This is a genomic window from Mycobacterium barrassiae (assembly GCF_025822765.1).
Taxonomy (GTDB): Bacteria; Actinomycetota; Actinomycetes; order Mycobacteriales; family Mycobacteriaceae; genus Mycobacterium; species Mycobacterium barrassiae.
On sequence record NZ_JACKUK010000023.1, the window covers coordinates 111,044 to 132,347 of the forward strand.

General features: G+C 66.9%; 23 protein-coding genes. 10 read left to right on the top strand and 13 right to left on the bottom strand.

What is annotated here, in order from left to right; all coding sequences use genetic code 11:
- The first annotated feature begins 1 nt into the window (after nucleotide 1).
- Together H7J93_RS10815 and H7J93_RS10820 are read left to right on the top strand one after the other, a co-directional pair.
- A complete protein-coding gene (locus H7J93_RS10815; RefSeq protein WP_267306290.1) occupies nucleotides 2–1,291 on the top strand; it encodes an ArsB/NhaD family transporter in 1,290 nt (429 codons plus the stop codon).
- A gap of 43 nt (nucleotides 1,292–1,334) precedes the next feature.
- Nucleotides 1,335–1,796 (top strand): Rv1443c family protein, encoded by a 462-nt coding sequence (locus tag H7J93_RS10820; RefSeq protein ID WP_267306291.1) that lies wholly within the window; start codon nucleotides 1,335–1,337, stop codon nucleotides 1,794–1,796.
- Here H7J93_RS10820 and H7J93_RS10825 read toward each other — a convergent pair.
- On the bottom strand, nucleotides 1,789–2,271 hold the full coding sequence (locus H7J93_RS10825) for an MSMEG_6728 family protein (protein ID WP_267306292.1): 483 nt from the start codon (nucleotides 2,269–2,271) through the stop codon (nucleotides 1,789–1,791). The two genes, H7J93_RS10820 and H7J93_RS10825, sit on opposite strands and share 8 nt — an antisense overlap.
- Nucleotides 2,272–2,364: 93 nt before the next feature.
- Nucleotides 2,365–4,947, bottom strand: coding sequence for a helix-turn-helix transcriptional regulator (locus H7J93_RS29255; RefSeq protein WP_267306293.1), 2,583 nt, complete (start codon nucleotides 4,945–4,947; stop codon nucleotides 2,365–2,367).
- Nucleotides 4,948–5,106: 159 nt separating this feature from the next.
- Between H7J93_RS29255 and H7J93_RS10835 the strand changes: the two genes are divergently transcribed.
- Nucleotides 5,107–5,385, top strand: a complete 279-nt coding sequence (locus H7J93_RS10835; protein WP_267306294.1) for a DUF4242 domain-containing protein — start codon at nucleotides 5,107–5,109, stop codon at nucleotides 5,383–5,385.
- Between the two features lie 76 nt (nucleotides 5,386–5,461).
- Here the strand turns inward: H7J93_RS10835 and H7J93_RS10840 are convergent, their stop codons facing one another.
- Both H7J93_RS10840 and H7J93_RS10845 read right to left on the bottom strand, forming a co-directional pair.
- Complete coding sequence (locus tag H7J93_RS10840) at nucleotides 5,462–6,682, bottom strand: class I SAM-dependent RNA methyltransferase (RefSeq protein ID WP_267306295.1); 1,221 nt, start codon at nucleotides 6,680–6,682, stop codon at nucleotides 5,462–5,464.
- Nucleotides 6,679–8,676 (bottom strand): APC family permease, encoded by a 1,998-nt coding sequence (locus tag H7J93_RS10845; protein ID WP_267306296.1) that lies wholly within the window; start codon nucleotides 8,674–8,676, stop codon nucleotides 6,679–6,681. Before H7J93_RS10845 ends, H7J93_RS10840 begins: the two co-directional genes overlap by 4 nt.
- 75 nt (nucleotides 8,677–8,751) lie before the next feature.
- Here H7J93_RS10845 and H7J93_RS10850 point away from each other — a divergent pair, with 75 nt between their 5' ends.
- Entirely contained in the window at nucleotides 8,752–9,426 is a 675-nt protein-coding gene (locus tag H7J93_RS10850) for a potassium channel family protein (protein ID WP_267306297.1), read from the top strand.
- Nucleotides 9,423–10,088 carry a potassium channel family protein gene (locus H7J93_RS10855; protein WP_267306298.1) on the top strand — a complete coding sequence of 222 codons (666 nt, stop codon included), beginning with the start codon at nucleotides 9,423–9,425 and terminating at the stop codon, nucleotides 10,086–10,088. The genes H7J93_RS10850 and H7J93_RS10855 overlap by 4 nt, the downstream gene beginning before the upstream one ends.
- 3 nt (nucleotides 10,089–10,091) lie before the next feature.
- Here H7J93_RS10855 and H7J93_RS10860 read toward each other — a convergent pair whose 3' ends face one another.
- Genes H7J93_RS10860 through H7J93_RS10870 form a run of 3 tightly spaced genes read right to left on the bottom strand, consistent with a single transcriptional unit; the run spans nucleotide 10,092 to nucleotide 12,650 of the window.
- Nucleotides 10,092–11,570, bottom strand: a complete 1,479-nt coding sequence (locus H7J93_RS10860) for an MFS transporter (RefSeq protein WP_267306299.1) — start codon at nucleotides 11,568–11,570, stop codon at nucleotides 10,092–10,094.
- Nucleotides 11,560–12,282: a DUF3159 domain-containing protein gene (locus H7J93_RS10865; protein WP_267306300.1), complete on the bottom strand. Its 723-nt coding sequence runs from the start codon at nucleotides 12,280–12,282 to the stop codon at nucleotides 11,560–11,562. The genes H7J93_RS10860 and H7J93_RS10865 overlap by 11 nt, the downstream gene beginning before the upstream one ends.
- Nucleotides 12,279–12,650 carry an OB-fold nucleic acid binding domain-containing protein gene (locus H7J93_RS10870; RefSeq protein ID WP_083156291.1) on the bottom strand — a complete coding sequence of 124 codons (372 nt, stop codon included), beginning with the start codon at nucleotides 12,648–12,650 and terminating at the stop codon, nucleotides 12,279–12,281. Before H7J93_RS10870 ends, H7J93_RS10865 begins: the two co-directional genes overlap by 4 nt.
- 135 nt (nucleotides 12,651–12,785) lie before the next feature.
- Here H7J93_RS10870 and H7J93_RS10875 point away from each other — a divergent pair, with 135 nt between their 5' ends.
- Nucleotides 12,786–13,484 (top strand): alpha/beta hydrolase, encoded by a 699-nt coding sequence (locus tag H7J93_RS10875; protein ID WP_267306301.1) that lies wholly within the window; start codon nucleotides 12,786–12,788, stop codon nucleotides 13,482–13,484.
- A gap of 48 nt (nucleotides 13,485–13,532) precedes the next feature.
- On the opposite strand, the gene H7J93_RS10880 is transcribed toward H7J93_RS10875, so the two are convergent.
- Nucleotides 13,533–14,294, bottom strand: a complete 762-nt coding sequence (locus tag H7J93_RS10880) for a DUF3710 domain-containing protein (RefSeq protein WP_267306302.1) — start codon at nucleotides 14,292–14,294, stop codon at nucleotides 13,533–13,535.
- A complete protein-coding gene (gene dut, locus H7J93_RS10885; protein WP_267306303.1) occupies nucleotides 14,294–14,758 on the bottom strand; it encodes a dUTP diphosphatase in 465 nt (154 codons plus the stop codon). Before dut ends, H7J93_RS10880 begins: the two co-directional genes overlap by 1 nt.
- A gap of 25 nt (nucleotides 14,759–14,783) precedes the next feature.
- Between dut and H7J93_RS10890 the strand changes: the two genes are divergently transcribed.
- On the top strand, nucleotides 14,784–15,269 hold the full coding sequence (locus tag H7J93_RS10890; protein WP_267306304.1) for a DUF3093 domain-containing protein: 486 nt from the start codon (nucleotides 14,784–14,786) through the stop codon (nucleotides 15,267–15,269).
- 14 nt (nucleotides 15,270–15,283) lie between these two features.
- On the opposite strand, the gene H7J93_RS10895 is transcribed toward H7J93_RS10890, so the two are convergent.
- The gene (locus tag H7J93_RS10895; RefSeq protein WP_024445904.1) at nucleotides 15,284–15,586 is read right to left on the bottom strand and encodes a DUF4193 domain-containing protein; all 303 of its coding nucleotides are present in this window, start codon (nucleotides 15,584–15,586) and stop codon (nucleotides 15,284–15,286) included.
- A gap of 165 nt (nucleotides 15,587–15,751) precedes the next feature.
- Here H7J93_RS10895 and cei point away from each other — a divergent pair, with 165 nt between their 5' ends.
- Nucleotides 15,752–16,408 carry an envelope integrity protein Cei gene (gene cei / locus H7J93_RS10900; RefSeq protein ID WP_267306305.1) on the top strand — a complete coding sequence of 219 codons (657 nt, stop codon included), beginning with the start codon at nucleotides 15,752–15,754 and terminating at the stop codon, nucleotides 16,406–16,408.
- Nucleotides 16,409–16,444: 36 nt separating this feature from the next.
- On the opposite strand, the gene H7J93_RS10905 is transcribed toward cei, so the two are convergent.
- Nucleotides 16,445–17,284: an inositol monophosphatase family protein gene (locus H7J93_RS10905; RefSeq protein WP_267306306.1), complete on the bottom strand. Its 840-nt coding sequence runs from the start codon at nucleotides 17,282–17,284 to the stop codon at nucleotides 16,445–16,447.
- Nucleotides 17,285–17,398: 114 nt separating this feature from the next.
- Here H7J93_RS10905 and ppgK point away from each other — a divergent pair, with 114 nt between their 5' ends.
- Nucleotides 17,399–18,202 carry a polyphosphate--glucose phosphotransferase gene (ppgK, locus tag H7J93_RS10910; protein ID WP_267306307.1) on the top strand — a complete coding sequence of 268 codons (804 nt, stop codon included), beginning with the start codon at nucleotides 17,399–17,401 and terminating at the stop codon, nucleotides 18,200–18,202.
- 229 nt (nucleotides 18,203–18,431) lie between these two features.
- A complete protein-coding gene (locus H7J93_RS10915) occupies nucleotides 18,432–19,955 on the top strand; it encodes an RNA polymerase sigma factor (protein WP_267306308.1) in 1,524 nt (507 codons plus the stop codon).
- A 132-nt stretch (nucleotides 19,956–20,087) separates the two neighbouring features.
- On the opposite strand, the gene modA is transcribed toward H7J93_RS10915, so the two are convergent.
- Nucleotides 20,088–20,843: a molybdate ABC transporter substrate-binding protein gene (gene modA / locus H7J93_RS10920; RefSeq protein WP_372507849.1), complete on the bottom strand. Its 756-nt coding sequence runs from the start codon at nucleotides 20,841–20,843 to the stop codon at nucleotides 20,088–20,090.
- A gap of 2 nt (nucleotides 20,844–20,845) precedes the next feature.
- Nucleotides 20,846–21,247 (bottom strand): TOBE domain-containing protein, encoded by a 402-nt coding sequence (locus H7J93_RS10925; protein ID WP_267306309.1) that lies wholly within the window; start codon nucleotides 21,245–21,247, stop codon nucleotides 20,846–20,848.
- Between the last annotated feature and the right edge of the window lie 57 nt (nucleotides 21,248–21,304).

The following is a 21,304-nucleotide window of genomic DNA, read 5'->3' on the forward strand; positions in this document are numbered from 1 at the left end:
GATGGCCATTCTCGCGGTCTCCATCTTCGTTGTCGCCTACGTGCTGATCGCCAGCGACAAAATCAACAAGACTCTCGTCGCGCTCGTCGGCGCAGGCGTCGTTCTGGCGCTCGGCATCGTCGACGCCGATGGTGCGTTCTACAGCCACGAAACAGGGATCGACTGGAACGTCATCTTCCTGCTGTTCGGAATGATGATCATCGTCGGCGTGCTGCGGCAGACCGGCGTGTTCGAGTACGTCGCGATCTGGGCGGCCAAGCGGGCCGGCGGGTCTCCGCTGCGGATCATGATCCTGCTGGCGATCGTCACCGCGGTCGCATCGGCCTTCCTGGACAACGTCACGACGGTGCTGCTGATCGCTCCGGTCACGTTGTTGGTGTGTGACCGACTTCAGATCAACCCGGTGCCCTTCCTGATCGCCGAGGTGCTCGCGTCGAACATCGGCGGGGCGGCCACTCTCGTCGGCGACCCACCCAACATCATCATCGCCAGTCGAGCGGGACTGAGCTTCAACGACTTCCTGATTCACATGACGCCGATCGTCGTCATCGTGATGGCCGTGTTCGTGGCGCTGATACCGCTCATCTTCCGCGGTTCGTTCGATGTGGACCGCGATCGAGTGGCCGACGTGATGTCGCTGAACGAGCGTGAGGCCATTCGTGATCCGCGCCTGCTCATCAAGTGCGGTGTCGTACTGGTGCTGGTTTTCGCGGGGTTCATCCTGCATTCGTTGATTCACGTGGAGCCGTCCATCGTGGCTCTGATCGGCGCGGGCGTCCTCGTCGTCATCTCGCGGCTCGACCGTGAGGATTACCTGGCGAGCGTCGAGTGGGAGACACTGCTGTTCTTCGCAGGCCTGTTCATCATGGTTGGCGCGCTGGTGAAAACCGGTGTCGTCGAGCAACTCGCGCGGTCGGCGATCGAGGTCACCGGTGGAGATCCGTTGGCGACCGTGATGCTGATTCTCGGGGTGTCCGCGCCGGTCTCCGGCATCATCGACAACATTCCCTACGCGGCGACGATGACCCCCATCGTCGCCGAGCTTTCCAACAACTTGACCGATTTCGCCCATCCGAATGCACTGTGGTGGGCGCTCGCGCTGGGCGCGGATTTTGGCGGCAATCTGACCGCGGTCGGTGCCAGCGCCAACGTCGTCATGCTCGGAATCGCCCGTCGGGCAGGCAATCCGATCTCGTTCTGGGAGTTCACCCGTAAGGGATTCCTGATCACCGTCGTCTCGGTTGCACTCTCGGCGCTCTATTTGTGGCTGCGGTACTTCGTGTTCGGCTAGTACGCCACTATCGGGCACCGAGTTCGGATACCGTCGAACCGCGATGATCATCGAACGGCAGAACCTCATCGAGGCACCCGTCGACCAGGTGTGGGCCCGTGTGGTCACACCTGAAGGCATCAACCACGAACTACGGCCGTGGATGACGATGTCGATGCCGCGCGGCGCGAAGGATCTGACCGTGGACACCGCGCCGGTCGGCACGCCGATCGGCCGCTGCTGGATGCGGCTGTTCGGAGTGCTGCCGTTCGACTACGACAACTTGATGATCGCCGAGCTCTGGCCTGGCCACGGATTCGACGAGCAGTCCACGATGCTGTCCATGCGCAGCTGGCGCCACGTGCGCACCCTCGACGCCAGCGGCGAAGGCGAAACGCTTGTGCGCGATCGCCTCAGCTTCGAGCTGCGACTCCCCCTGCGTATCCTGGCACCCCTTGTCGCGGTGGGGATTCGGGCGCTTTTCGGGCATCGCCAACGGCGGCTGCAGCGCTACTTCGCTAGCTGACCGGCACGCGACGCTCACGATCCGAAGCGGGCCAGATGTAGGGCAGATCGTCGGGCACACCGCGAAAGTGGCGGCGGTAGTGCTCCGGATCCTTTCGCAACAGCGCCGACTGATGGCTGCGGTGGAACTGCTCATCGCCCAGCCACGACGGCAACTCCCCCGCTTTGTCCAGTTCGTCCTGTCGGCGCGGTGTGCCCAGCCCGGTGTGCGACGTCAGGTCCGCGACGAGCGTGCCCGCGCAGGTGTCCGCCCTGCCGGAGGCACACCACGCCGCGCAGATGTCCAGGCCGTAGCGCACCAGCGCCTCCTCGTATCCTGCCCACATCGCGGCGGCTGGGTGATGACGCCAGCCGTATCCGGGGACCGTGAGCGCGCGCAGAACCTGAATGGTCTCGACGCGCTGCTTACCGAGGCGACGAGCATCCAGCATGTCGGCCGTTCGCGTGAAGTCGGCGTAGGGCAGGAAAGTCTGCATCGCGGCGGGATACCCGCGTCCGGCCCGTTGACACTGCGCCCAGGCCGGGATTCGCGCGCTATGACGGCGCGAGCGCAGAATCAACGGGCGCCGCTACGTCAGCAGGCCCAACTCGCGTGCCTTGCGCACCGCATCGCGACGCTTGCTGACGTCCAGCTTCCCCAGGATCGCCGAGACGTGATGATCGACGGTCTTCACCGAGAGGTACAGCCGGTCCGCCAGTTCCACGTTGGTGAGGCCGTCGTCGAGCAGGCGCAGCACCTCGACCTGGCGTGCGGTCAGACCCGCCGGGTTGGCCAACGTCGCCGCGCGTCGGCGTGCGGGTACGACCGACTGGCCGTGGGATCGCAGGTCACGCCGCACCTTGGTGGCGACGGCGTCCGCGCCGAGCCGATCGAGGATGTCGAGGCCGCGGGCCACGTGTGCGGCGTCGCCGCTGTCGACGAGCGCGAGCGCCGCGTCATACGGCATCGACCGGCAATGGAAGTCGTCAGCGGCGGCCTCGTACGCGCCGTCGAGCATCAACCGATACGGCTCGGCCACACCCACCGCGTCGACACTCTCACCGAGCCGACGCAGCCAGACCGCCAACTCCCCGCGCGACCACTCCAATCCAGCGATGAGACCGCCGTCCAACAATGCCCGGCATTCGGCTAGCCGAGCGTCGAGTTCACCTGTGATCCAGGATAATTCGACGATCGCTGCGGCGACGGGCAGCATGCGGATCGGCTCGCCGAACTGGCGGGCCAGCTTCCAGGCATCGTCGAGGCGGGTGCTTGCCTTGCCCTGTTTGCGCATCTCCACGACGGCGCCGATCAGCGACGGCCACGTCCTGGCCAACGGCGCTGTCGGCATCTCCAGCAGGCGGTCCGCGTCGGCGACTGCGTCGTCCCACTCGCCGACCATCAACTGAAGCCTCGCGCGCGAACCCATCTGCCACACCCGGCAGATCGGGAGGTCGTGTTCGTGCATGAGCGGGATGCTGACGTCGAGCAACTCGGCGGCGCCATCGAGCCTGCGCTGTTCGACGTCGAAGTAGGTGATGTTGCTCCACCCGCCGGAATACAGCTCGTTGATGTGCTCGGGCCCCGAGTTGAGGATCGCGAGAATCTCGTCACGCCCGGCGTCGTCACCGTTGAGCACGACACTGTAGTTCTCGATCAGGCGAACGCGGATCATCAGATCGGAATCGCCACTCTTCTCGGCGATCTCCCTGGCGCGGGCGATCAACGGCGTGGCGCGGTCGAAGTCGGTCGCCTGGACGGCGAGATATGCCTGCATGGCGAACGCATGACCGAGCTGGACGAACTGATCGGTATCGCCCGCCTCCGCGTCGAGTACCGACATCGCATGGGCCGCATGACTTTCGGCTTGTCCGCGGTCGGCGTTGTACCACTGGTAGACCGACAGCGAGTGATGGTTCGCGCTGACGGCGGCGGGCTGGCCCAGCGCCTGCCGGATACGCATGGCGCGTCGGCATGCCGCGATGGCGTCGGTCAACTGGTCCGTCAGGTAGAACTCCCACGCCATCTGCTCGAGCAGGTCGGCCTCGTCGGCCTGATCCAGCGTTCCGCCCTCCTGCAGAGCGATGGTGAAGAACTGGGTGGCTTGCGTGTGCGCACCCGAGTGGGCGGCGGCGATACCGGCCTCGCGGGCGTAGCGGCGGACCCGCTCGACGTCGCCCGCGCCCTGCGCATGGTGCGTCAGCACGGCCGGGTCGACCTGGCCGCACGCCTCGTAGGCGTCGATGAGTCGACGGTGCAGGCGTGGTTCTGCCCCAGGCGGGATCACGCTTCGCACTGCGAGTCGGCACAGATCATGGCGGAAGGCGACGCCGCGGGCGCTGCGCCGGATCAGTCCAGCCTCCGCGAGCGCACGCGACGCGGGCAACGTCACGCCGAGGTCGGCGAGCAGGTAGTCGGGGATCACGCCGGGCGAGCAGGTCAACAGGTTCAACAGATCCCATGCGGCGGGATCTAGTCCGGATGTGCGGCCCAGCACCGCATTCCGCACGGTCGTCGGGAGATCCTCGCCGTCGTGGTCCAACATCTCGCAGACGAAGAACGCGTTGCCCCCGGTGACCTCGTGCAGCCATCCAGGGTCGACGGAGCGCTCACCGACCAGCGTCTCGACCGCAGCCACACTCAGCGGCGGTATCGAAAGGGATTCGGCGCGCGGCGATCGCGCCACATCGCCGAGCAGTTCACGGATTCGGTGGTTGGCGCCCACCTCGTCGTCGCGGATGATCCCGATGATCAGCGACCGGGTCTGCGAGATCCTCCGCAGGACGAAACGCAGCAGATCGATGGTGCCCTGGTCGGCCCACTGCAGATCGTCGAGCACGAAAACCGAAGGTGCAGCGCATAAGTCGTCGTGCACAGCGGTGAAGATGTCGTACGGCACGTCGCTGTGTTCGAGTAACTCGCGGCTGCCGGGCGCCAGCCGCGGTGCGAGGTCGCGGATCGGCCCCAGTGGCCGCGGTGTCGGTAGCGGATCGCAGACGCCCCACAGCAGCCGCTCGTCGCGCACCCACTCCTCGACGAAAGATTCGACGAACGAGGTCTTGCCCGCTCCCGACTCACCGCTGACGATCAGCATCCCGCCGCGTCCAGCGCGCGCCTTGTCGGCGCGGTCGCGGAGCCGGCCGAGTTGCTCGGACCGCTCGATGAGCGTCACAGCGACCGATACTAGTGCGCGATGAACCCCCTGAGCAGCGAATATCGCGCGTCACGCAAGATGGGTAACTTCCCCCGATGTCCGTACGACCCGGTTGACCGAACGTTGTCTTCAGCCGCGGCACCCCGCCGCGGAACGTCTACCAGACAGGAGATGACGATGAAGCGGTATGTGATCGAACGCGAGATCCCCGGCGCGAGCGAACTGACCCAGGACGAGTTGGCCGAAATCGTCGGCAAGTCCAACGGTGTGGTCGAGTCGCTGGGAGTGCCGTACCGGTGGATCACCAGCTACGTCGCCGGCGACAAGATCTACTGCATCCACGAGGCCGACGACGAGGACGCGATCCGCGAGCACGCGCGGCGCGGCGGCTTTCCCGCCAACTCCGTCGCGGTCATCGCCAACGAGTTCGGCCCGCGCGGCGTCGTCACGGGCTGAGGACGCGTTGACTCTGCGCTCAGGCCGGGATTTCGCGCGCTATGACGGCGTGAGCGCAGAATCAACGTCGGCGAGCTCAGCGGGTCAGTACGGCGACGCACTCGACATGGTGCGTCAACGGAAACGAGTCGAACACGCGCAGCTCCTCGACCGCATACCCGTGGCCTCGGTACAGCCCGACATCACGGGCGAACGACGCTGCCTCACAACCGATGTGAATCACCCGCGGCACCTCGGCGTCCGCCAGCAGGTCGATCACCTCGCGGCCTGCGCCGGTCCGCGGCGGATCCAGCACCGCGACGTTGGGCCGGTGCCGCTGCGCGCTCAGCGCCCGTCGCACGGAATCGGTGACCACCGACACCCAGCCCAGGTCCGCCAGTGCCGTGCGCGCCGACCGCGACGCGCCGCGTGACGTGTCGACCGTGACGACCTTCCCCGTCTCACCGACGGCCTGCGCCAGCACCGCGGCGAAAACTCCTGCACCACCGTACAAATCCCATGCGGTCATCCCTGGCTGCAGCTGCGCCCAGTCGGCCACCAGATCGCTGTACATCTGCGGGGCGTCGCGGTGCGCCTGCCAGAACGCCGTCACCGGCACCCGCCACACCCGATCGCCGACGCGCTGCACCGCCTCGTACTCCCCCTCGATCACATGCGTGGTGGTTTTGCGGCCCACCCGGGGCCCCGCCTGCACGACATGCCGTTCGCCGTCGTCGTCGATCGCGACGTGGACGTGGGCGCCGTGCGGCCAGACCCAGTCGTGGATGCCGTCGAGCATGCCGGACGGCAGCTGCGCGCAGCCGAGATCGGTGACCAGCTCAGCGCTGTGATAGCGATGGAATCCCGCACGCCCCTGCGGCGAGGTGTCCAGCCGCACGCGGGTCCGCCAACCGGTGACCCCGCCATCGCCGACCGGTTCGGCCGTCGCGTCCTCCTCGGCTCGCCATTCGTAGCCGCCCAGCCGGACCAGCTGGTTGGCGACCACCGCACCCTTCAGCCGCCGCGCCGCCGCCGGCTCGGCGAACGCCAGATCGCAGCAGCCCGCGCCGTCCACACCGGCGATCGGGCAGATCGAGTCGACGCGGTCCGCGGACGGCTCGATGACCTCGACCACGTCGGCGTGCCGGTATGACCCGTGATCGGACACCACGCGGGCACGGACCGTCTCGCCGGGCAACGCATACCGAACGAACACCACCCGACCGTCATGGCGCGCGACACAGCTGCCGCCGTTCGCAGGCGGTCCCACGGTCAGGGTGAGTTCCGATGGTTCGTCGGTCGTCCCGTCGACGGTCAATCCAGAAAGCCCCTGCGCGCGTCGCCGGGAGCGGACTGTGGCTGCAGCGTCTTGAGACGCTCCGACGAACTCAACTGCCACGGCACCGATGTCACCATCACATTCGGCTCGAACAGCAGCCTGCCCTTGAGCCGAAGCGCGCTCTGGTTGTGCAGCACCTGCTCCCACCAGTGACCGACGACGTATTCGGGAATGAACACGGTCACGACGGTGCGCGGCGACTCCTTGGTGACACGTTTGACGTAATCGAGCACGGGGCGCGTGATCTCCCGGTAGGGCGAGGCGATCACCTTCAGCGGCACACTGATGTCGCTGTTCTCCCATTTGTGCACGAGCGCGCGGGTTTCCGCGTCATCGACGCTGACCGTGATCGCCTCCAGCACGTCCGGCCTGGTCGCCCTGGCGTAAGCCAATGCCCGCATCGTCGGCAGGTGCAACTTCGACACCAGCACGATCGCGTGGTTGCGGCTCGGCAGCACCATGCCGTCGACTTCGGCGGCGGCCTGCTCCTCCAGTTCGCGCGCCACGGTGTCGTAGTGCTTCTGGATCAACTTCATGATGACGAAGAGGGCGACCATCGCCAGGATCGCGATCCATGCACCGACTACGAACTTCGTCACCACCACGATGATCAAAACGGTTCCGGTGCAGAGGAATCCGACGGTGTTGATCACCCGGGAGCGCTGCATCTTGGCGCGCACGGCGGGCTCGGTCTCGGTGCGCAACAGTCGTGTCCAGTGCCGAACCATGCCGATCTGGCTCAGCGTGAACGACACGAAAACCCCGACGATGTACAGCTGGATCAGCGCGGTCACCTCCGCGCGGAACGCCATGACGAAGGCGACGGCGGCCAGCGCCAGGAACAGGATGCCGTTGGAGAACGCCAACCGGTCGCCGCGCGTGTGCAGCTGCCGCGGCAGGTAGCGGTCCTGCGCCAGAATCGATGCCAGCACGGGGAACCCGTTGAAGGCCGTGTTGGCGGCGAGTATCAGGATCAGGGCCGTGACGCCGGCGATCAGATAGAGACCGATCGGAAAGTCATGGAAGACCGCGTCGGCAAGCTGGGCGATCAGGGTCTTCTGGTGGTAATCAGGCGGAGCACCGGACAACTGCGTCGCTGGATGCTCGACGATCTGCACGCCGGTCTCCTTGGCCAGCATGATGATTCCCATGAACAACGTCACCGAGATCGCGCCAAGCAGGGCCAGCGTCGTCGCCGCGTTGCGCGACTTCGGTTTCCGGAACGCGGGCACACCGTTGCTGATGGCCTCGACCCCGGTCAGCGCCGCACTGCCGGACGAGAAGGCCCGCGCGACAAGGAATACCAACGCGAACCCCAGGATTTCGCCGTGGTCGGGGTGCATCTCGAAATCGGCCGACTCGGCCCTCAGTTCGTTGCCGAGAACCACGATCTGGAAGAAGCCCCAGCCGAGCATGACGAAGATGCCGATCATGAACGCATAGGTGGGAATGGCGAATGCCGTTCCGGACTCGCGAATTCCGCGGAGGTTGATCGACGCCAGGATCATGATCGCGATGACGGCGAACAACACTTTGTGCTGGTTGATGAACGGCACCGCCGATCCGATGTTCGACATCGCCGAGGACATCGACACCGCGACGGTCAACACGTAGTCGACCAGCAGCGCGCTCGCGACCGTCAGTCCCGCGGTCGGGCCGAGGTTAGTGGTGACCACCTCGTAGTCGCCGCCGCCCGACGGGTACGCGTGCACGTTCTGCCGGTAGCTGGCGATCACCACCAGCATGACCCCCGCGACAGCCAGCCCGATCCACGGCGTCATCGCATAGGCGCTCAGCCCCGCCACCGACAGCACCAGGAAGATCTCCTCCGGCGCGTAGGCCACCGAGGACAAGGCGTCGGAGGCGAACACCGGGAGCGCGATCCGCTTGGGCAGAAGGGTGTGCGACAGCCTGTCGCTGCGGAACGGCCTGCCGAGAACCAACCGCCGCGTGACGGTCGAAAGCTTGGACACGAGTGCCAAGAGTAAGCCCAGCGGAGAATGGTTGTAGCGTTCCGTGTGCGCAGGGTCGACGGAAAGGACCTTCAGGTGCGAGTAGTGGTGATGGGATGCGGCCGTGTCGGCGCGTCGCTGTCGGACAGTCTGGCCCGCATCGGCCACGACGTCGCGGTCATCGACCGGGACAGCACCGCATTTCACCGCCTGTCACCCGAGTTTCCCGGCGAGCGGGTACTCGGCATGGGCTTCGACCGCGACGTGCTGCTGCGGGCGGGAATCGAAGAGGCGGGCGCGTTCGCGGCGGTGTCCTCTGGCGACAACTCCAACATCATCTCGGCCCGGGTAGCGCGGGAGACGTTCGGCGTCGAGCGGGTGGTGGCCCGTATCTACGACGCCAAACGCGCCGCGGTCTACGAACGGCTGGGCATCCCGACCGTGGCCACCGTGCCGTGGACCACCGACCGCCTGCTCAACGTGCTGACCCGCGAGACCGAGACCACCAAGTGGCGCGACCCGACGGGAAATGTCGGGGTCACCGAATTGGCCCTGCATGAGGGCTGGGTCGGCCGTCGGCTCACCGAGCTGGAGACCGCGACCGGTGGCCGGGTGGCGTTCCTGATCCGGTTCGGCGCGGGCCTGCTGCCCGACGCGAAAACCGTGATCCAGGCCAGTGATCAGGTGTACATGGCAGCGATCGCCGGGCATATCGCCGAGGCGCTGGCCATCGCGGCGCTGCCACCGAGCGAGGACATCGAAGCGCAATGAGGGTCGCCATCGCCGGGGCCGGCGCGGTTGGCCGCTCCATCGCCCGCGAGCTCGTCGAAAGCCATGAGGTGACGCTGCTCGAACGCAATCCCGACCACATCGACGTCGACGCGATCCCTGCCGCGCAGTGGCGCCTCGGCGACGCGTGTGAGCTCACCATGCTGGAGTCGGTGAAGCTCGAGGAGTTCGACGTCGTGATCGCCGCGACGGGCGACGACAAGGTCAACGTGGTGGTCAGCCTGCTGGCCAAGACCGAGTTCGCCGTCCCGCGCGTGGTGGCCCGCGTCAACGACCCCCGCAACGAATGGCTGTTCGACGAGAACTGGGGTGTCGACGTGGCCGTGTCCACCCCGCGCATGCTGGCCTCACTGGTCGAGGAAGCCGTCGCCGTCGGCGATCTGGTGCGGCTGATGGAGTTCCGCAAGGGCCAGGCGAATCTGGTGGAGATCACGCTTCCCGACGACACGCCGTGGGGCGGTAAGCCCGTCAAACGCCTCGATCTCCCCCGCGACGCGACGCTGGTGACGATTCTGCGTGGCCCACGGGTGATCGTGCCCGAGGGCGACGAACCGCTCGAGGGCGGCGACGAGCTGCTCTTCGTGGCGGTCACCGAGGTCGAGGAACGTCTGCAGCAACTGCTGCTCAACCCCGAGGCGCGCTGACACTCAACGCTGGGTGTAGACCGGCGGCGGCGTGGCCCGGTCGTGACACTGCGCCGTCGACTCCACGGAGACGCGCCCGACTTCGTATTGCTGGTTGCGGATGCCCACCGCCGAGATCACCCCGGCGACCGCGAACAGCCCCGCCGTCACCAGCATGGCCTGTCTGAAGCCGTCGAAATCCACTGTGCCACCGATGATTACGCCGGTGAATGCGATCGCGATCAGACCCGCGATCCGTGACAGCGCGTTGTTGACCGCCGAACCGACTCCGCTCTGCGCGGGCTCCACCGCCGCAAGGATCGCCGCGGTGAGCGGCGACACCGTCACCGTCAGCCCCAGACCGAATATCACCAGCCCGGGCAGCATCTGCGTCCAGAAGTCGAACGGTTCGGCCGCCCCGGCCATCAGCAGGTACCCCACCGCCGCGATCAGCGGCCCGGCCGCCATGAACAGTCGAGGACCGTGCGCACCCGCCAGCACGCCGAACCGGCGGGCCAGCAGGAACGACAACACCGGGACCGGCAGGCTGGCCAGCCCCGCCTCCGTCGCCGACAATCCGGCCGTCTCCTGGAGGAACAGCCCCACCACGAGCATGCCGAGTGACACCCCGGCGTAGAGGAACACCGTCGACAGGTTCCCGACGGCGAAATTGCGGGCCGCGAAGATCCGCAACGGCATCATCGGCTCGGGGCTGCGCCACTCCCACAACGGGAACGCGATCAGGCACGCGGTGCCGACCGCGAGACCAACCACCACCGCTGGATGCGCAAAGCCAAGGCGCTGACTTTCGATCAGGGCGTAGACCACACCGGTGAGGCCGACGGCGTTCAACGCCGCCCCCACCACGTCGACGCGGGCGGGCCGACCCGCGATGGCGAACTCACCCGCGGGCAGCCTCGTGGTGAGGTAGAGCGTGATCGCCAGCGGGACGAGGTTGACCGCGAAGATCCACCGCCAATTCAGCGCGTCGACCAGAACCCCGCCCAGCAGTGGGCCGACCACGAAAGCCGTTCCAGTCCAAGCGGTCCAGGTCCCGATCGCGCGGGCCTGCGCGGCGCCGGAGAAGCGGGCGTTGATCATCGCAAGCGAACTGGGCACCAGGAACGCTGCACCGACGCCCTGCAGACAACGTGCGGCGACGAGCACCCAACCCGTCGGCGCGATCGCGCACAACACCGACGACACCGCGAAAACGGCCAGCCCCATGCGCAGCACCGCGAGCCGGCCGAACTGGTCGGAGATGGCGCCCGCGACGAGGATCAGCGCGCCGAGGGTGAGGAGATAGCCGTCCACCACCCACTGTTGTAGCGCCAGGCCGGCGAGTCCCTGGTGCGCGAAGTCTCGCCCGATGGCGGGTAACGCCAAGTTGACCACTGATCCGTCGAGGAACGCGACGAACGAGGCCAGCACGGCGACCGCGACGAGCGTGGTGTCGGTGCCGCGGGCGCGACGAGAGTTTGGGTCGTCGTTGTCAGCGGGCATCGGGCTGCGTCACGCCCGGATTCTCACGCGGTGCGTCATCCGCGAGAGCCTCGCCCTCCTCGGCGTCTTTTCCGTGGTGATCCCCGTGGATCGCGCGCTGCGCCGACCGGATGGCCAGATAGGTCACCAGCGCGGCCGCCGCCGTGAGCGGCCAGCCCATCGAAATGCGGGCCACACCAAGCCAGCCCGTCTGGTCGGCGTCGTAGAGATGGTGCTGCACGACGAACCGGGAGGCGAAGACGAGCACCCACACCAGGGTCGCGATGTCGAACGCCAGCACCGCCTTGCGCACCGTGCGCCAGTCGCGGTCGTGGTCGTTGACCCAGCCCCAGATGTAGCCGACGATCGGGCGGCGGATCAGCACCGAAAGCGTGAACACCGACGCCCACACCAACGACGACCAGATGCCCAGCAGGAAGTAACCCTTGGATTCGCCCATGAAATAGGCGATCAGTGCACATACTCCGACGCCGATGAAGCCCGAGATGGCCGGCTGGGTGGATTCGCGGCGCACCAGCCGCCAGACCAGGATGACGGCAGCGACGCCCAGTGCCGCGGCGACCGCCGCAGTGAGCCCGAACAACTGCGATGCCGGAACGAACGCCACCACCGGCAGCGACGAATAGATCAGACCGCTGATGCCGCCCATTTGCTCGAGGACGGCGTGTGCCTTGCTGGAACGCTTCCCCGGGTCAGCTCCGGGGTCACTCACTTTTGAATCTCGTAGTGCGGGTTGTAGATCGCCTTCGAGCCGTTGTCCAGTTTGCCGACCCGGCCGTGCACCTTGAGGGTGCGACCCGATTCGATGCCCGGGATGCGGCGCTGGCCGAGCCACACCAGCATCACCGTGTCGGTGCCGTCGAACAATTCGGCCTTGACGCCGCCCGCGCAGCCCTTGCCGTTGCACTCGACGCTGCGCAGGGTGCCGACCATGGTCACCTCCTGGCCGCGCTGGCAATCGATCGCCTTCGAGGCGCCGGTGTTGGCGGCTTCGTCGCTGAGTTCTTCGACATCGAGCTGTTCTGGGGCTTCCGTCAGCCTTCGTGTCAGCCGGCGCAAATATCCTTCGGCCGTACCCATGGCCTCTCCTGACCGTCGCAGATCAATCGTTGATCTATACCCCGAACAACGCCACGTTAGACCTCTTGGTTCCGTTCTGCCACGTGGGGTGGGGTCGACGCGCCGAACGATCTGTGAGCAGGGCACCATCATGTGATGGCGGTCAATCTGCAGGGTGTCACGACGGTGCTGCTGCCCGGCACCGGCTCCGACGATGACTACGTCTACCGGGCGTTTTCCGACGCCCTGCACGGCGAAGGAGCGGTGGTCGTCACCCCGAAGCCCTACCCGGAGCGTCTGGTCGACAGTTACCGCGAGGCGCTGGACAACGCGGCCCGCACGGCGCCGATCGCCGTCGGCGGGGTGTCCATCGGCGCGGCGGTGGCCACCGCATGGGCGATTGCTCATCCGGACCGCGCCGTCGCGGTTCTCGCGGCGCTGCCGGCGTGGACGGGCGAGCCGGACAACGCGCCCGCGGCGATAGCTGCCCGCCACTCGGCGAGTGTGCTGCGAAACGAAGGGTTGGCCTCCGCCGCCGCGCAGATGCGGGCGAACAGCCCACGCTGGCTGGGTGATGAGTTGGCGCGGTCGTGGGCGGGACAGTGGCCGTCGCTGCCCGATGCGATGGAAGCCGCGGCCGTCTACGTCGCACCGACGTGCATCGAGCTCGAGCGGCTCGAGGCTCCGATGGGGATCGCCGCGGCGACCGACGATCCGGTGCACCCCGTCGAGGTCGGCATCGAGTGGATGACGGCGGCGCCGCGCGCGTCATTGCGCACGATCACGCTCGACGAGTTGGGCGCCGATCCGGCGGTGCTGGGCGCCGCGTGTGTCGCCGCGCTCGCAGAATTGTGAGTTGTGTGCGTTCGGTTGCGCTGAGCGCTCGCGAACGCACACAAACCGCTAGCCGCCGGTGATGGTCCGCAGCTGTTGCATCGCCGACCCCTGCTCGCTGCGGCGCGCGGCGGGCGTCGGCGGTGGCGCTTCACCCGACTGCTGCGCCTGCTGATTGGCGGCCTGTTCGGCGGCGGCTCGCAGCTGGTTGGCCATCGCTTCGGGCAGCTCGACCGGTAGCGGGGTGCGCACCGGCAGCGGGGTATCACCACGGCGAACGACCGTGTCGGCCAACGCATCTCGCGCCTCTTTCGCCAGCGCGTCGGCCTTGTCCTCGGGGCCGTTGACGACGCAGCGGATCATCCAGCGATAGCCGTCGACGCCGATGAAGCGGACCAAACCCTGACCTTGTGGGCCGGGCGCCGCGCCGACGACCTCGCGGCCCCACCGGCCGTCCTTGATCGACACCTGGCCGACGTCTTTACGCAGCGACTCCGCCAGTTCGGTGGCCACCTCGCGCCACAGGCCCGCGGACTTGGGCGCGGCGTAGGCGGCGATGGTGAACCGTCCGTTGGGCGTGACGACCCACACCGCGCTTGGCACACCCTGCTGGGTGAGCTCCACCTGAACCTGTCCGGCCTCGGGTAGCGGGATCAGCACCGAGCCCAGGTCGAGGCGTCCGACGGTCGCGGTCGCCGGGTCGTCGAAGTCCTCGATGTCGAACGGGCCGTCAAGGTCGTCGTCTTCCTGGAGGTCCTGGATCTCTGATGCCGACACGACCTCATCGCCCTTGTCGCCGCCCGCATCGTCTTTCTGCTTACTGAATGCCATCACAAACTCGCATGTCCGCCGGAGGAACCGTGACCGCCGTCGCCACGGGAGGTTTCTGCCAGGCCGGCCTCGTCGAACGATGTCACTTCGACCAGCTCGGGCAGCTCGACCCGCTGAACCAGAAGTTGTGCGACCCGGTCTCCCCGGTTCACGACAATCGGCTCACGCGGGTCGAGGTTGATCAGTGCCACCTTTACCTCGCCACGGTATCCGGCGTCGATCGTGCCGGGACTGTTGACGATCGAAAGTCCCACGCGCGCAGCCAAACCCGAACGGGGATGGACCAGCCCGACCATTCCGTGCGGAATGGCGACCGCGATGCCGGTCGGCACCAGCGCGCGCTCACCGGGCGCCAGTTGGACGTCGACGGCGCTGTAGAGATCGACTCCAGCGTCACCGTCATGGGCGCGACTCGGCATGGGGAGATCAGGGTCCAGGCGCACGACCGCGAGAGTGGTGGACACGACGACAGAGATTACTCTTGGCCGCGTGTCCGATACGCGCGCCACGTCCCAAACCGTGCGCTACCGCGAACGGCTGACGGTGCCGTGGTGGTGGTGGCTGCTCGGGCTCGGGTTGGCCGCGCTGATCGCCTTCGAGGTGAACCAGGGCGTGCCCGCGCTGCCCGTCTGGCTGCCTTACGCCTTGTTGATGCCGGTCGCGGGCGTCGCACTGGTGTTACTGGGCAACACGCAGGTGCGGGTGGTCGGCGGAACCGGCGAAACCGAGTTGTGGGTGGGCAACGCCCACCTGCCGGTCGGTGTGGTGTCCCGGTCGGCGGAGGTGCCGCGCAGCGCCAAGTCGGCAGCACTGGGCCGTCAGCTGGATCCAGCCGCCTACGTCGTACACAAGGCATGGGTGGGCCCCATGGTTCTTCTGGTTCTCGACGATCCGGATGACCCGACGCCGTATTGGCTGATCAGTTGCCGCCGACCCGAGCGAGTGCTGTCAGCTCTACGCGAACCTCAGCAGTAGGACGCCTCGCCGTCTCAGGCGGCGCAGTCCGTGCAGATCATCACGCCGTTCTTCTCGCTGGCGAGGCGGCTGCGGTGGTGCACCAGGAAGCAACTCGAGCAGGTGAACTCGTCGGCCTGTTTCGGGATGACCCGAACCGAAAGTTCCTCCCCGGAAAGGTCTGCACCAGGCAGTTCAAAAGACTCAGCGGATTCAGACTCGTCAACGTCGACGACCGCGGACTGGGCCTCGTTACGCCGCGCCTTCAGCTCCTCCAGCGAATCCTCCGAAACATCATCTGTTTCGGTACGCCGCGGGGCGTCGTAATCGGTAGCCATTGTGTCGTCCCCTCCATCAGACCTTGCAGCAGAGCTTTGTACCAGCGTCGAACGCATCCACCAAATGATTCGTGCCCGGATTGGAACACGTTGCACTGTGATTTACATCACATTCTCCCCCATGCCACCACAAGCCCCCTACAACGCGGCCTCTAGAGTGCTCTCGTGGTCGCGCAAATCACCGAGGGTACGGCATTCGACAAGCACGGACGCCCATTTCGTCGTCGCAATTACCTGCCGGGCATCCTGGTCCTCGTCGCCCTCGCGGTCGTCACGTTGACGGTGTGGGTCATCGCCCTGAATCAGCGGGTGGACGTGGCGGAGACCGCCGCCTGCAACCCTCCGCCGCCACCCGCCGACCCCAACACCCCGCCGACGCCGCTCGGCCAGCAGGTGACCCGCAGCGACATGATCGACGTGATTCCGGCCAAGCTCGCCGACACCACGATCCGGGTGCTCAATGCGAGCGGGCAGGGCGGTCAGGCCGCCGAGGTCGCCGGCGCGCTTCGCGACCTGGGTTTCGCCGAGCCCAGTGCGGCCAACGACACGGTCTACGCGACGGCGCGGCTGGCGTGCCAGGGCCAGATCCGGTTCGGCCCGTCGGGGCGCGCGGCCGCGGCCGCGGTCTGGCTGGTCGCGCCGTGCAACGAGCTGTTTCAGGACGAGCGCAGCGACGACACCGTCGATCTGGCGATCGGCACCGAGTTCTCCGAGTTGAGCAGCAGCGACGACATCGACGCGGTACTCGCCAGCCTGCGCCCCGACGCGACGCAGAGCGCTGAGCCGGCGCTACTAAAGAAGATCCACTCCTCGACCTGCTAGGCGCGTATAGCGCTGACGTGCAACGGTTTCCGCGTGCTACGGGGCGCCGGCGTTGGTCAGCACGGCGTCGAACGCGTCGGCGATTCCCGGCGCCGACGCGACGATGAACCCCGGCGACTTGTCCGGCGCCGGCAGCCGGAGTACCGCGCCCGCCTCGGCGGCGATCAACGCACCCGCGGCCCAGTCCCACACGTGCACACCGTCCTCGTAGTAGGCGTCCAGGGCACCGGCCGCCACCATGCACAGATCGAGTGCACACGAGCCGATGCGACGGATATCGCGGACCGAAGGCAGGACCGCCATGAGTACCTGAGCTTGTCGGGTCCGCTTTTCGGCGGAGTAGGAAAAGCCGGTGCCCACCAACGACATTGACAGCTCCGTGGGGCTGCTGGCCCGCAACCGGGTCGTCACTCCCCCACGCTGTACGTGCGCACCGTGGCCGACCGCGGCGGAGTACACCGCCCCGGTGGGTACGTTCGCGACAGCTCCTGCCACCGATGCGCCATCGCGCTGTACGGCGACCGACACCGCGTAGTTCTCGATGCCGTAGACGAAGTTCACCGTGCCGTCGATGGGGTCGAGCACCCAGGTGAGACGACCGTCGCGGGCATCTGCCGCCCCACCCTGTTCCTCGCCGAGCACGGGTTCTCCGGGGCGCAGGACGGCCAGCCGGTCGCGCAACAGCGCCTCGGTCTCGGTGTCGACGACGGTGACGGGATCGGTCGGTGTGCTCTTGGAACGCACTGGCGACGGCGCTTCCCCGACAGTCGGCGAGTCGCCGAAGACCTCGGCACGGCGAGCTCGCACGAATGCGGCCGCCTCGTTGGCCAGTTGCTCGGCAACTGAGCGCAGCAGCACGGGATCGGTTGATACCACGCGCCTATCGCAACACAGTCCGCTAACCGGTTGCACGACAGTCGCACATGAGTTTTGCCGAGCCACTAAGGTGTGTGGCGCGTCGCACTGCCGGGCTGATGTGGAGGAACGCCGATGACAGCCACCGATTCACCCTCTGCCGCGCCGGACACCGGTGCGGGCCAGCGCCGCGGCTTCGGCATCGATGTCGGTGGAAGCGGCGTCAAAGGCGGAATCGTCGACCTCGACACCGGTCTGCTGATCGGCGACCGCTTCAAGCTCGAGACCCCGCAGCCGGCGACGCCCGAGGCGGTCAGCAAGACCGTCGCCGCCGTGGTCCGCGAGTTCGGCTGGACCGAGAAGGTCGGCGTCACCTACCCCGGCGTGGTGACCGACGGCATCGTGCGCACCGCCGCCAACGTCGACAAAGGCTGGATCGGCTGCAACGCCGCCGAGTTCTACAGCAAGGCGCTCGACGGCCAGCCGGTGACCGTCCTCAACGACGCCGACGCCGCCGGACTCGCCGAGGAGAGATTCGGCGCAGGCCGGGACAACACAGGCGTCATCGTTCTGCTGACCTTCGGCACCGGCATAGGTTCGGCCGTGATTCACAACGGCGTGCTGCTGCCCAACACCGAGTTCGGTCACCTCGAGGTCGGCGGCAAGGAAGCCGAGCACCGCGCGGCGTCCTCGGTCAAGGAAAAGAAGGACTGGAGCTACGCCCGCTGGACCCAGGAAGTGACGAAGGTGCTGGTGGCGATCGAGAACGCGATCTGGCCGGACCTGTTCATCGCCGGCGGCGGCATCAGCCGCAAGGCCGATAAGTGGATCCCGCTGCTGAAGAATCGGACGCCGGTGGTCGCCGCGGCGCTGCAGAACACCGCGGGCATCGTCGGAGCGGCCATGGCCGCCGAGGTCGACGTCACGGCGACCGGGTAGACGGAACCAACGCACCGGCCGCCCCGAGTTCCGCGGCTCGCCGCGGGCCCAAATTTGCCGCTGAACACGGCGGTGGCACACACTGTCGTTACAATGGTCGTCGGCGGCCGCAGCCCGGATAGAGGCGAATCAAACCGCCGATATTCGACAGCCGACATTTTTCGATGGCGCACGACCTCAACCTGCGGTGGGGTCCCCACTGCCCACCGGAACAAAGCAAGACGAAAGGGTGTACGTGGCAGCGACCAAGGCGGCAAGCCCGGCAACCGATCAGCCGGTGAAGCGCACCGCTACCAAGACCCCGGCCAAGAAGGCCCCGGCGGCCAAGTCCGCCAACGGTTCGGCACCTGCCAAGCGGGCCGCCAAGTCGACCGCGACGAAGGCGACCAAGGCCACGTCCGCGACCCCGACCAAGGCCACCAAGGGGACCAAGCCCGCCAAGGCGGCGAAGGCCGCGCCGGCCAAACGAGCCGAGAAGGCCAAGGCCGGTGACGCTGCGCCCGCCACCAAGAGCCGGTCCAAGAAGGCCACCTCACCCGAGCCCGATGCCACCACCACCGACGTCGAGGCCGAGGGAGTCGAGACCGACGAGCTCGACGGTGAGCCCGACGGCGACATCGAGGTCGACGAGGCCGATATCGACCTGAGCGATCTCGAGGTCGACGAGGACGACACCGCCGAGAAGCCCTCCCCGAAGGTCGCCACGGCGGCACCGGTCGAGGACGACGAGATCGCCGAGCCGAGCGAGAAGGACAAGGCGTCCGGGGATTTCGTCTGGGACGAAGAAGAATCCGAGGCGCTGCGGCAGGCCCGCAAGGACGCCGAGCTCACGGCCTCGGCCGACTCGGTACGCGCGTACCTGAAGCAGATCGGCAAGGTCGCACTGCTCAATGCCGAGGAAGAGGTCGAGCTCGCCAAGCGCATTGAAGCAGGCCTTTACGCCACCCAGCTGATGGCCGAACTGGCCGAGAAGGGTGAGAAGCTGCCCGCCGCGCAGCGCCGGGACATGGCATGGATCTGCCGTGACGGCGATCGCGCGAAAAACCATCTGCTGGAGGCGAACCTGCGACTCGTTGTGTCGCTGGCCAAGCGCTACACGGGCCGCGGCATGGCGTTCCTGGACCTCATCCAGGAGGGCAACCTCGGTTTGATCCGCGCAGTCGAGAAGTTCGACTACACAAAGGGTTACAAGTTTTCCACCTATGCGACGTGGTGGATCCGCCAGGCGATCACCCGCGCGATGGCCGACCAGGCGCGCACCATCCGTATCCCGGTGCACATGGTCGAGGTGATCAACAAGCTCGGCCGCATCCAGCGCGAGCTGCTGCAGGACCTGGGTCGCGAGCCCACGCCCGAAGAGCTGGCCAAAGAGATGGACATCACGCCGGAGAAGGTGCTGGAGATCCAGCAGTACGCGCGTGAGCCCATCTCGCTGGACCAGACCATCGGCGACGAGGGCGACTCGCAGCTCGGCGACTTCATCGAGGATTCCGAGGCGGTAGTCGCCGTCGACGCGGTGAGCTTCACGCTGCTGCAGGATCAGCTGCAGTCGGTGCTGGAGACGCTCTCCGAGCGTGAGGCCGGCGTGGTGCGGTTGCGGTTCGGCCTGACCGACGGTCAGCCGCGCACCCTCGACGAGATCGGTCAGGTCTACGGCGTGACGCGTGAGCGCATCCGCCAGATCGAGTCCAAGACGATGTCGAAGCTGCGCCACCCCAGCCGTTCGCAGGTGTTGCGCGACTACCTCGACTAATGGGAGTCGATCAGCGTGGCGTTGACGGGCTTTGGTTCTAGTCAGGGCTTTCCTGCGCCGAAATAGCATTTCGGGTCGTAGGTTCGCCGAAATCGCCGCCCGGAAAGCTATTTCGCGGACGGGAGCGCACGATCAGGGCTTGGCGAAGCCGGCCGCGCTCAGCGTCTTCTGGCCCGCTTCTCCCGTGACCGCGTCGATGAACTTGCGCGCCAATTCCTGGTGTGCGGACGACTCGAGCGCGGCGATCGGATAGACGTTCACCGCGTCCGCGGATTCGGGGAACGGCACCGCAGTGACCTTGTCGCCGGCAGACATCGCGTCGGTGACATAGACCAGTCCGGCGTCGGCCTGTCCCGACGTCACCTTGTTCAGCACGTCGGTGACCGACGATTCTTCGCTGACGGGCGCGAGCGTCACCCCGGCGGCATCCTCCACCTTCTGCGTCGCCGACCCGCATGGCACCTGCGGGGCGCACACGACCACCGCGAGTCCGGGTTTCGTCAGATCCCGAAATGAGTTGATCTGCTTAGGGTTTCCGGGGGCCACCGCGATCGTCAACGTATTCGAGGCGAAGTTCACCGGGTCAGCGACCAGAAGGTCGGCCTTGGCGGCCTTGTCCATGTTCTTGGTGTCCGCGGACGCGAAGACGTCCGCCTCCGCGCCCTGTGTCAACTGCGCAACAAGGTCCGACGAGCCCGCGAAGTTGAATTCCACTGAGACGCCGGGGTTGTCGGCGGTGAACTGCTCACCGATCTCGCTGAACGTCGACTTCAGCGACGCCGCCGCGAACACCATGAGGTGCTCACCACCCGGCTTGTCGCTGGAGCCGCACGCAGACAGCGTGCACGCCAGAGCCATCACAACCGCAAACAGCTTGTACCGCTTCATGATTAGCCCCCGGGCGTCTCCACTATCACCGTGGTGGCCTTGACAACGGCCACGGCCACACTGCCCGGTTCGAGCTGCAACTCGCGCACGGCGTCAGCGCTCATCAGGGAGACGACGGTGAATGGTCCGCATTGCATCTCGACCTGTGCCATAACCGTGTCGGTGACCACCTTCGTCACGAGTCCGGCGAAGCGGTTGCGTGCCGAACTGGCTACCGCCAACGGGTCTTTGGGCGCGCTGCCGGCATTGGCGCGGGCGAACGCCGCCAGTGCGGCGCCGTCGATCGCCTTGCGGCCCGATGCATCGAGGTGTGCGTCCAGGGCGCCGTCGTCGACCCAGCGGCGCACGGTGTCGTCACTGACGCCGAGCAGTTCGGCGGCCTCACGAATGCGTATTTCCGGCATTGCGGAAGCGTATCGACCTCGATGCCCCGAAACAACCGTATCTACGGCGCAAATAGT